General features: G+C 74.2%; 11 protein-coding genes. 10 read left to right on the forward strand and 1 reads right to left on the reverse strand.

Annotated features, from left to right (window positions below; genetic code table 11):
- Positions 1 to 77 precede the first annotated feature (77 nt).
- Genes panC through AC0CYZ_RS24595 form a run of 3 tightly spaced genes read left to right on the forward strand, consistent with a single transcriptional unit; the run spans position 78 to position 2,294 of the window.
- Positions 78 to 962: a pantoate--beta-alanine ligase gene (panC, locus tag AC0CYZ_RS24585; protein WP_472220238.1), complete on the forward strand. Its 885-nt coding sequence runs from the start codon at positions 78 to 80 to the stop codon at positions 960 to 962.
- Entirely contained in the window at positions 962 to 1,399 is a 438-nt protein-coding gene (panD, locus tag AC0CYZ_RS24590) for an aspartate 1-decarboxylase (protein WP_472220218.1), read from the forward strand. The genes panC and panD overlap by 1 nt, the downstream gene beginning before the upstream one ends.
- 13 nt (positions 1,400 to 1,412) lie before the next feature.
- On the forward strand, positions 1,413 to 2,294 hold the full coding sequence (locus AC0CYZ_RS24595) for a type III pantothenate kinase (protein WP_472220220.1): 882 nt from the start codon (positions 1,413 to 1,415) through the stop codon (positions 2,292 to 2,294).
- Positions 2,295 to 2,341: 47 nt separating this feature from the next.
- On the opposite strand, the gene AC0CYZ_RS24600 is transcribed toward AC0CYZ_RS24595, so the two are convergent.
- Positions 2,342 to 3,841, reverse strand: a complete 1,500-nt coding sequence (locus AC0CYZ_RS24600) for a GAF domain-containing protein (protein WP_472220222.1) — start codon at positions 3,839 to 3,841, stop codon at positions 2,342 to 2,344.
- Positions 3,842 to 4,082: 241 nt separating this feature from the next.
- On the opposite strand from AC0CYZ_RS24600, the gene exaC reads away from it, so the two are divergent.
- The 7 genes from exaC to AC0CYZ_RS24635 form a co-directional block, all read left to right on the forward strand.
- Positions 4,083 to 5,606: an acetaldehyde dehydrogenase ExaC gene (gene exaC, locus AC0CYZ_RS24605; protein WP_472220224.1), complete on the forward strand. Its 1,524-nt coding sequence runs from the start codon at positions 4,083 to 4,085 to the stop codon at positions 5,604 to 5,606.
- Positions 5,607 to 5,640: 34 nt separating this feature from the next.
- Positions 5,641 to 6,078, forward strand: coding sequence for a DUF779 domain-containing protein (locus AC0CYZ_RS24610; protein WP_472220226.1), 438 nt, complete (start codon positions 5,641 to 5,643; stop codon positions 6,076 to 6,078).
- A gap of 103 nt (positions 6,079 to 6,181) precedes the next feature.
- Complete coding sequence (locus AC0CYZ_RS24615; protein WP_472220228.1) at positions 6,182 to 6,781, forward strand: cysteine hydrolase family protein; 600 nt, start codon at positions 6,182 to 6,184, stop codon at positions 6,779 to 6,781.
- Between the two features lie 189 nt (positions 6,782 to 6,970).
- Positions 6,971 to 7,342: a histone-like nucleoid-structuring protein Lsr2 gene (locus tag AC0CYZ_RS24620; RefSeq protein ID WP_472220230.1), complete on the forward strand. Its 372-nt coding sequence runs from the start codon at positions 6,971 to 6,973 to the stop codon at positions 7,340 to 7,342.
- Between the two features lie 64 nt (positions 7,343 to 7,406).
- Entirely contained in the window at positions 7,407 to 8,009 is a 603-nt protein-coding gene (locus tag AC0CYZ_RS24625) for a TetR/AcrR family transcriptional regulator (RefSeq protein ID WP_472220232.1), read from the forward strand.
- 33 nt (positions 8,010 to 8,042) lie between these two features.
- Entirely contained in the window at positions 8,043 to 8,483 is a 441-nt protein-coding gene (locus AC0CYZ_RS24630) for a MarR family winged helix-turn-helix transcriptional regulator (RefSeq protein ID WP_472220234.1), read from the forward strand.
- The coding region (locus AC0CYZ_RS24635; protein WP_472220236.1) for an ArnT family glycosyltransferase at positions 8,480 to 10,038 on the forward strand (1,559 nt) is incomplete at its 3' end. The genes AC0CYZ_RS24630 and AC0CYZ_RS24635, both read left to right, overlap by 4 nt.

Below are 10,038 nucleotides of genomic sequence, written 5' to 3' on the forward strand. Positions count from 1 at the left end.
GAGGGCGTCGACGATGTTCGTGGAGTCCTCGAGAGGCCTACCCCGTGACCCGCCCCTCGAGTCTGCGCACCCACGACATGGCCGGCCGCGCCCGGCCGCGCTACGCCAAGGACGCCCTGACCGTCCACACCGACCCGACCGGCCTGCGCCGCGTCACCAAGGCGCTGCGCGGCGCCGGACGGCGGGTGAACCTGGTCCCGACGATGGGTGCCCTGCACGACGGGCACCGCGAGCTGATGCGCCGCGCGCGCGGCATCCCGGGGTCGACGACGGTCGTGTCGATCTTCGTGAACCCGCGGCAGTTCGGGCCGGAGGAGGACTTCGACCGCTACCCGCGCGCGTTCGAGGCCGACCTCGAGATGTGCCGCGAGGAGGGCGTCGAGCTGGTCTTCGCGCCCGACGTCGAGGACATGTACCCGCCGGGCTTCGCCACCTCGATCGACCCGGGCCCGCTCGGGGACGAGCTCGAGGGCCGGGTCCGCCCGGGGCACTTCGCCGGGATGCTGACCGTGGTGAACAAGCTCTTCGCCATCGTCGTGCCGGACGTCGCGTTCTTCGGCGAGAAGGACTACCAGCAGCTGACGCTCATCCGGCGGATGGTGCGCGACCTCGACATCGACGTGCACGTGGTCGGCGTCCCCACCGTCCGCGAGGAGGACGGCCTCGCCCGGTCCTCGCGCAACGTCTACCTCGACGACGACGCGCGCCGGGCCGCCGTCGCGATCTCGGCCGCGCTCTCGGCGGGCCAGTACGCCGGGGAGCAGGGCCCGGCGGCGGTCCTCGAGGCGGCCCGCGCGGTCCTCGACGCCGAGCCGGCGCTGGACGTCGACTACGTCGAGCTGCGCGACCCCGACCTCGGCCCGACCCCGGAGATCGGGCCGGCCCGCCTGCTGATCGCCGCCCGCGCCGGGACGACGCACCTGATCGACAACGCGGCCGTGTCCGTCGTGAGGAGAGTCTGATGCTGCGCACGATGCTCAAGTCGAAGATCCACCGCGCGACGGTGACGGACGCGAACCTGCACTACGTCGGGTCGGTCACCGTGGACACCGACCTCATGGCCGCCGCCGACCTGCTGCCCGGCGAGCAGGTCGCGATCGTGGACGTCAGCAACGGCGCGCGCCTCGAGACCTACGTCATCGAGGGCGACGCGGGGTCGGGCGTCATCGGGATCAACGGTGCCGCGGCCCACCTGGTGCACCCCGGCGACCTGGTCATCCTCATCGCCTACGGGCAGATGGACGACGCCGAGGCGCGCGAGTTCGCGCCGCGGGTCGTGTTCGTCGACGAGCACAACCGGGTGCTCGACGAGTCCGCCGACCCGGCCCGCGTCCCCGACGACGCCCCGGCCTCCTCGCTGCTCGTGCCCGGCACCCGGGCGCAGGCCGCGCTGAACTAGGGGCCGGACCCGGGTGCTGCTCTGCATCGACGTCGGCAACACCCAGACCGCGCTCGCGCTCTACCCGAGCCCGCCCGACGACGACCCGGCCGCGGCCGTCGTCGCGGGCGGGGGTCCGGCGCGGTGGCCGGAGGCCCGCTGGACGGCGCGGGTGCACACCGAGCGGCGGGCGGCCGCCGACGAGCTCGCGCTCACCGTGCGGGGCATGCTCGGGCCCCTGCTGGCCGAGGTCGACGGGGTGGCGGCGCTCTCGACGGTGCCCGCGCTGCTGCGCGAGCTGCGGGGCATGCTCGACCGGCACTTCGTCGGTGTGGAGCACGTGCTCGTCGAGCCGGGCGTGCGCACCGGCGTGCCGCTGCTCGTCGACAACCCCAAGGAGGTCGGCGCCGACCGCGTCGTGCAGGCCCTGGCGGCCCACGAGCAGGTCGGGGGCCCGTGCGTGGTGGTCGTGTTCGGGACCTCGACGACGGTGGACGCGGTCTCGGCCTCCGGGGAGTTCCTCGGCGGTGCGATCGCGGCCGGGGTGGCGGTGTCGGCCGAGGCGCTGGCGGCGCGGGCCGCCGGACTGCGCCCCGTCGAGCTCGTGGCCCCCCGGTCCGCCCTCGGGCGCTCGACGGTGGAGAGCATGCAGGCCGGGCTCGTGATCGGAGCGGCCGCGATGGTCGACGGGCTCGTGACGCGGCTGTCGGACGAGATCGCGGCGAAGGACGGCCAGGGCCGACGACCGGTGGCGGTGGTGGCCTCGGGCGGACTGGCGCCGGTGGTGGCCCCCGAGTGCCGGACGGTCACCCACGAGATCCCCGACCTCACGCTCCAGGGCCTCCGCGCGGTGTTCGTCCGGGTACGGGCGGCCGCGCGGGCCCGGGAGGAACGCCGGCGCGGCACCCGGCGATAGGCGGCCCAGCCAGGCGCGTGCCGGGCGCGCTCAGGTGTCGGGCGTGCTCAGGAGTCGGGCGTACCGAGCTCGGCGTGGCGCGGGTCGCTGACCGGCAGCACGTGGCGCAGCCGCTCGACGACCTCGGCGTCCCGACGGCCCGCCGGGGTCCGGGCGAGGGCCCACAACGCCGCCGTGTCGCCGCGGCGCAGGACCGCCGAGCGGACCCCGACGTCGAGCTCGTCACGCAGGGCGCGGACCCCCGGTGCGTCGGAGGTCGGGAGGAGCTCGCCGCGGGCGATGAGCCCGGTGTCGGGGAGTCGGCCCGCGCGGATCGCGTCGCGCACCGTCAGGAAGTCCGCGTCCACCCGGGCCTCGAGGCGGTAGGGGCCGGTGCGCACGACGCCGGCGCCGTTGCGCGCGCTGTCGAGCAGCGCGCGCAGCCGGTGCATCTCCGCGCGCACGGTCACGGGGTTGCCCCGGTCGCCGTAGAGCTCGACGGCCAGGGCGTCGGCGGACAGGCCCCCGGGGTGCGCGGCGAGCAGTGTGAGCAGCTCGGCGTGGCGGGCGCCGAGGCGGATCGGTCGCCCGTCGAGCCGGGCGACGGGGCGCGGCACGCCGAGGAAGGGCAGCGCGAGCGTCGGGCGGGGCCGGACCGACGACGTCCGCTCCAGGCGCAGCAGCCAGCCCTCGGCGAGCGGCTCGAGCACGCCCTCGCCACGCTCCCCGAGCGCGATCCGGCCACCGGCGCCGGGCAGCTCGACGCGGTCGTCGATCCAGCCGTGCGGCGTCGCGGCGAGCACGCGACCAGCGGGGCTGAGCAGGGCCCCGGGCGCCTCGCCGAGCCCGGCGAGGTGCGGCAGGTTCTTCGTGCGCAGCCGCTCGTCCCGGATGGCCTGACGCGCGGCGAGGTGGTTCTCGGCCAGGCGCGCGGCGGCGGAGACGAGCGCGAGCGTACTCGGGTGGAACGCACGGACCGGACCGGTGAGGTCGACCGCGCCGACGGCCTCCCCGGTGTCGGGGTCGTGGATCGGGGCCGCCGCGCAGGTGAAGCGGTGGTACTGCGCGACCAGGTGCTCCGAGGAGTGGATCTGCACCGGGGTGCCCGAGGCCAGGGTGGTGCCCATCGCGTTCGTGCCCGCGGAGTCCTCGCTCCAGCGGAAGCCCTCGGCGAGCTCGAGGTCGTCGGCGAGGTGCAGCACCCCGGCGGCGCCCTCGCGCCACAGGATGTGCCCCGAGGCGTCGGTCACGATCATGACGTGCATCGCCTCGTCGGCGATCTCGAGCAGCGTCGTCCGCAGCATCGGGAGCACCGGCGCGAGGGGATGGGACTCGCGCAGGGCCGCGAGCTCGGCCTCGTCGTAGACGTGGGTGGGCGCGCCGTGGTCCGGGTCGACGTGCGCGGCGAGTGACCGGCGCCAGGAGTCGGAGACCACCGCGCGGGGGGCGACCTCGCCGCGCCCGCCGGCGAGCACCGCGTCGCGGACACGGGCCAGCACGGCCGCCCGCTCGACCGGGTCGCCCCAGACCTGCGCGTCGGCCCCCGTGCCACCGGGACCTCTCGTCATCCACCACCCCGTGGAGTCGTGCCGACCCTCATCGTGCGGGGCGGCTCCGACGAAGGCAAGCCTCACCCGTGGGTCCGATGCTGCCGCACCTACGGTTCGCAGGGCCCCGGATCGCCGCGTCCGCGTGCAACGTCGGTGCAACCCCCGCCTTCGTAGCGTCCTGGGTCACACGTGGCGCGCAGCGCCACAGGGAGGCGGCGCGGGCTCCCGTGCTGCCCGACTCGAGTGGGGAGGACCAGGGATGGCCACGTACGCGGCCCCGGGCACCGACGGCTCCGTCGTCAGCTACAAGCCCCGTTACGACCACTTCATCGGCGGCGAGTACGTCGCCCCGGCCAAGGGCGGGTACTTCGAGAACCCGACCCCGATCACCGGCGAGACGTTCACCGAGGTCGCGCGCGGGACCGCGGAGGACATCGAGAAGGCCCTCGACGCGGCCGAGGCCGCCGCTCCGGCCTGGGGCAGGACCTCGGTCACCGAGCGCGCCAACCTCCTGATCACGATCGCGGACCGCGTCGAGGCCAACCTCGAGAAGATCGCGATCGCGGAGAGCTGGGAGAACGGCAAGGCCTGTCGCGAGACGCTGGCCGCCGACATCCCCCTCGCGGTCGACCACCTGCGTTACTTCGCGGGCGCGCTGCGCGCCCAGGAGGGCGGCCTGTCGCAGATCGACGAGGACACGGTCGCCTACCACTTCCACGAGCCGCTGGGCGTGGTCGGGCAGATCATCCCGTGGAACTTCCCGATCCTCATGGCGATCTGGAAGCTCGCCCCGGCCCTCGCCGCGGGCAACGCGGTCGTCCTCAAGCCGGCCGAGCAGACCCCGGCCTCGATCCACGTCCTGCTCGAGACGATCGCCGACCTGCTCCCGCCCGGCATCCTCAACGTCGTCAACGGCTTCGGGGTCGAGGCGGGCAAGCCGCTCGCGTCGTCGAGCCGCATCCGGAAGATCGCCTTCACCGGTGAGACCACCACCGGGCGCCTGATCTCGCAGTACGCCTCGGAGAACCTCATCCCGGTGACGCTCGAGCTCGGCGGCAAGAGCCCGAACATCTTCTTCGACGACGTGTTCGCCGCCCAGGACGCGTTCTCGGACAAGGCCCTCGAGGGCTTCGCGATGTTCGCGCTCAACCAGGGCGAGGTCTGCACCTGCCCGTCGCGCGCCCTCATCCAGGGCGGCATCTACGACGACTTCCTCGACCAGGCGGTCAAGCGGACCGAGCAGGTCAAGATGGGCAACCCGCTCGACACCGAGACGATGATGGGGGCCCAGGCCTCGAACGACCAGTTCGAGAAGATCCTGTCCTACATCGACATCGGTCGCCAGGAGGGCGCGAGGATCCTCACCGGCGGGGAGAGGGCCGACCTGGGCGGTGACCTCTCGGGCGGCTACTACGTCCAGCCGACGGTCTTCGAGGGCGACAACTCGATGCGCATCTTCCAGGAGGAGATCTTCGGGCCGGTGCTCTCGGTGACGAAGTTCAGCGACTACGACGACGCCATGGCGATCGCCAACGACACCCTCTACGGGCTCGGCGCCGGGGTGTGGTCGCGCGACACCAACACCGCCTACCGCGCCGGCCGCGACATCCAGGCCGGCCGGGTGTGGGTGAACAACTACCACAACTACCCGGCGCACTCCGCGTTCGGCGGCTACAAGCAGTCGGGTATCGGACGTGAGAACCACAAGATGATGCTCGACCACTACCAGCAGACCAAGAACGTGCTGGTGAGCTACTCGCCGGACGCCATGGGCTTCTTCTGATCGGGGGCGGAACACCGGTGGGAGGAGCAGGTCGATGAGCGAGATCAGCACGAGCACCGACGTCACCGCGCAGGTGCCGGAGGTGCCGGGGTCCGGGACGACGGCCCGCGTCGCGCTGTCCCCGCAGGCCGCCGAGCTGCTCGTGCGGCTCACCGACATCCACGGCCCGCTGATGTTCCACCAGTCCGGCGGATGCTGCGACGGCAGTGCCCCGATGTGCTACCCGGACGGCGACTTCAAGATCGGCGAGCGGGACGTGCACCTCGGTGACCTCGAGGTCGAGGGACTGGAGCCGATCGGCTTCTACATGTCGGGCTCCCAGTTCGAGTACTGGAAGCACACCCACCTCACCGTCGACGTGGTCACGGGACGCGGCAGCGGATTCTCGGTCGAGGCGCCCGAGGGCGTCCGGTTCATCATCCGTTCGCGGCTGTTCTCCGACGACGAATGGCGGGCCCTCGAAGGGCGGTGAGCCCCCGCCCTCCTTGCGCCCGACGGGCACTCCCGAGCACGCTGCGTGCGACCCGGGGGTGCCCGTCGGTGTGTCCGCACCCGATCTCGACGAGGAGACCCGCATGAGCAGCCCGAACCCGACCCTGCGCGAACTGACCGGCATGTCCGGCGAGCCCGCGCCCCTGACCGGCTCCGCTCTGGTCATGATCGACCTCCAGAACACCTACACCCGGGGCGTCATGGCGCTCGAGAACGTCGAGCCGGCCATCGAGGAGGCCGCCGGCCTGCTCCGACGCGCCCGCGCGGTCGGCGCGACGATCGTGCACGTGCAGCACGAGGCCGGGCCGGGGACGCCCTACGACACGCACGCCGAGATCGGTGCGATCGTCGACGCCGTGGCCCCGGAGCCGGGTGAACACGTCGTCGTCAAGAACTTCCCGAGCTCGTTCGCGGGGACCGACCTCGAGGAGCACCTGCGCGGGGCGGGCGTCACGAACCTCGTGCTCGCGGGCTTCATGACGCACATGTGCGTCAACTCGACGGCCCGCAGCGCGTTCACCCTCGGCTTCGCCCCGACGGTCGTCGCCGGCGCCACCGCCACACGGGCCCTGCCGGGACCGGACGGCACCGTCCCGGCCGCCGCCCTGCAGTCCGCGAGCCTCGCGGCCCTCTCCGACATGTTCGCCGTCGTGGTGCCGGACGCGTCCGCGGTCCCCGACTGAACCCACCCGCGCGGTATTCCGTCGGGTCGCGCGGGCCACACGATTACCCGTGAGATCGACGTTCACGGCCACCCGACTCGACACGGCACGGCACGCGCATTTACGCTCCGCCGCGAACCATTCCGGAGATCACGACGTGGGGGCGTCACGATCCCCGGACTCCCGGGGGTCGTGGAAGGAAATCGACGCGTGGCGCAGAAAGTGGTCGTGTCCCTCGTGGACGACCTGGACGAGTCCGAGGCCGACGAGACCGTCGAGTTCGGGATCGACGGGGCCACCTACGAGATCGACCTGTCGGACTCGAACGCCTCGAAGCTGCGGAGTTCACTCGAGGACTACATCGCGCACGCGCGGCGGCTCTCCGGGCGCAGGCGTTCCTCGTCGCGCCCGTCGGCCTCGGCGCCCGCCCCGGCCGCTCGCAGGACGGGCGGCCGCGCGTCGGTCGACCGCGAGCAGAACCAGGCGATCCGGGAATGGGCGCGTAAGCAGGGGATGACGGTCTCCGAGCGCGGCCGCATCCCTTCCGAGGTCAGCGAGGCCTATCACAAGGCGCATTCCTGACCGGTTCCGTCGGAGCCGTCGCGGGCCGCGACGGGGCGGGCGAGATCCGTGTCACCATGAACGGGTGTCGCCCGCCGTCCGGCCCTACCGCGGAGCCACCGCCGAACAGCGCCAGGCGAATCGGCGCGCCCGACTGCTCTCCGCCTGCCTCGACGTCATCGGCGACGTCGGCGTCCTCGGGGTCACGGTCGACGCCGTGTGCGCCCGCGCCGGGCTGACCAAGCGCTACTTCTACGAGACGTTCACCGACCGCGACGCCGCCCTCGTGGCCGTGACGGACGGCGTCTACGGCAGCCTGCACACCTCGATCGTCTCCGCGCTGCGCCGCATCGACGGGGACGGCCGCGCGCGGGCCGCGACCGCGGTGGAGGTCTTCGCCGCGACCCTGGACGCGGACCCGCGGATCGCCCGGCTCTACGCCGAGGCGCCCGGCCACCCGCGGCTCCTCGCACGGCGCGATGCCGCGGTGGAGGAGTTCGCCGACCTCGTGCTCGACGACGTGCTCCGGCTGCCTCCGGACGACCGGGAGCGGGTGCGCACGGCCGCCGTCCTCGTGGTGGCCGGGACGACGCACGTCGTGACCCGCTGGCTCGCGGGCGGCGTCCCGCTCGAGCGGGTCGAGCTGGTCGACGAGGTGCTGCGGATCGGGACGACGCTGCTCCACTAGGTTTGCATCCGCGAACTTAGTACGCTCTTGCGTATGAGTCTCGAGGTCGCTGCACTGCGCCGCTCGGTGCAGCGCCTGGCGCGTCGCCTGCGGGCGCAACGACCCCGCGGCGGGCTCACCGACGTCCAGCTCGGCCTCCTGGCCACGCTCATGGACTCCGGCCCGCAACGCGCGACAGAACTCGCCGCGCGCCTCCGGACCACCCCGCAGGCGCTCACCCGCCCACTCGCGGCGCTGGCGACCGACGGCCTGCTCGAGCGGCACCCGGACCCCGCCGACGGTCGTCAACACACGCTGACGATCTCGGCGCGTGGCTGGGCGGCGCTCGCCGAGGACGCCGCCCCCCGCGACGCCTGGCTCGACCGCGCGCTGGCCGAGCTGACCGACGCCGAGCGGGACGTGCTCGCCATCGCCGCCCGGCTCCTGGACCGGCTGGCCGCCCACCCCGACCTCGCCGAAGAGGACCCCCGATGAGCGCGACGACCGCCGTCGACCCGCCGGTCGTGGACTCCGGACCCCGACGGCGGGCCTGGTGGCCCGGGGTCCTCCTCGCGGCCCTGGCCACGGCGCTCGCGACGGGGTGGGGGCTGACGCGCGACCCGCTCGAGCCCTACTACGCGGCCTCCGTGCGGGCGATGGCCTCGAACTGGCACGCGTTCGTCTTCGGCGCCTTCGACCCCGCGGCCACCGTCACGATGGACAAGCTGCCCGGTGCGTTCTGGGTGCAGGCGCTGCTCGTGCGGGCCCTCGGCCCGGCGCCGTGGGTCATGGTGGCGCCGCAGGTCGTCGAGATGGCCGCGGCCGTCGTCGTCCTCGCCCTCGCCGTGCGCGCCCTCGCCGGACCGGCGGCGGGCACCGTCGCCGCGGTCGTCCTCGCGCTCAGCCCGGCCGCGATCGCCGTCGGGCGCGGCAACGTCGCCGACCCGCTGATGATCCTCGGGCTGGTGGCCGCGACCTGGGCCACGGCGCGGGCGCTCCCGTCCGGCCGGGCCGCGGGGTGGCTCGCCCTCGCCGGGGTGTTCGTCGGGATCGCCTTCCAGGCGAAGATGGCCGCCGCCTGGCTGGTGCTGCCCGCACTGGCCGTGGCCTTCCTCGTGGCGGGCCCCGGGACCTGGCCGCGGCGGGTCGGCGCGACGGCGGCGGCCGGCGTCGTGACGGCGGTGGTGTCGCTGGCGTGGACGGTGGCGGTGTCGCTGGTCCCGGCGGCCGCGCGGCCGTGGGTGGACGGCAGCACCGACGACTCGCTGTGGCAGCAGATCTTCGTCTACAACGGCCTCGGGCGCCTCGGCGCGCAGAACCCGCTGCAGGTGCTCTCCGGGCAGGGCCTCGCGCTCACCGCGCCGGGCACCGACGCGGGTCCGTCGTGGGACCGGCTGGTCGTCGGCGCCCTCGCGCGGTCCACGGGCTGGCTCCTGCCCGCGGCGGTGCTCGCCGTCGTGGTCGGGCTCTGGGCGCTGCGCGCCGCCCCGCGCACCGACCCGCGGCGGGCGGCGTACCTGCTCTTCGGGCTCTGGCTGCTCGCGTACGGCGTCGCGTTCACCGCCGGCGCGGTGGTCAACGTCTACTACGTGGCGACGCTCGCGCCCGCGATCGCGGGCGCGCTCGGGGTGGCGTTCGTCCACGTCCGGGACGTGCGCGGGACGGCCGGGGCGCGGGTGGTCACCGCCCTCGCCGTGGTCGTGACCGTCGCCTACGGGGCGGTCCTGGTGCTGGGTTCGGAACGTCCGCTGATCACCCCGGTCGTCGTCGCCGTCGTGCTCGGGCTCGTCGCGGTGGGTCTGGTGGCGGCGGCCCGACGGGGCGCGCTCGTCGTCGGGCTGGTGGCGGTGCTGGTCCTGCCGGTCGCGGCCACGGCGTGGCTGCTCGCCCTCGGGGGCGGGGCGTTCGACACGCCGTTCGAGACCGCGCGGGAGGTCCGGGCGGTCCGGGTCCTGCTCGTCGCGGCGCCCCGGTTCGCGGCGGCCACGCTGCCCGGCCTGGAGCGGGCCCGCGGCGGGACGCCGGACCTGATGGCGGTCCAGTCCTCGGC

It is taken from the genome of Actinomycetospora sp. (assembly GCF_055612215.1).

What these genes read in the sequence shown, in the direction of transcription:
- AC0CYZ_RS24610 (WP_472220226.1), top strand. Translation starts at nt 5,641, where the DNA reads ATGAGCGAGATCAGCACGAGCACCGACGTCACCGCGCAGGTGCCGGAG.
- panC (WP_472220238.1), top strand. Translation starts at nt 78, where the DNA reads ATGGCCGGCCGCGCCCGGCCGCGCTACGCCAAGGACGCCCTGACCGTC.
- panD (WP_472220218.1), top strand. Translation starts at nt 962, where the DNA reads ATGCTGCGCACGATGCTCAAGTCGAAGATCCACCGCGCGACGGTGACG.
- AC0CYZ_RS24615 (WP_472220228.1), top strand. Translation starts at nt 6,182, where the DNA reads ATGAGCAGCCCGAACCCGACCCTGCGCGAACTGACCGGCATGTCCGGC.
- AC0CYZ_RS24600 (WP_472220222.1), bottom strand. Translation starts at nt 3,841, where the DNA reads ATGACGAGAGGTCCCGGTGGCACGGGGGCCGACGCGCAGGTCTGGGGC.
- AC0CYZ_RS24630 (WP_472220234.1), top strand. Translation starts at nt 8,043, where the DNA reads ATGAGTCTCGAGGTCGCTGCACTGCGCCGCTCGGTGCAGCGCCTGGCG.
- exaC (WP_472220224.1), top strand. Translation starts at nt 4,083, where the DNA reads ATGGCCACGTACGCGGCCCCGGGCACCGACGGCTCCGTCGTCAGCTAC.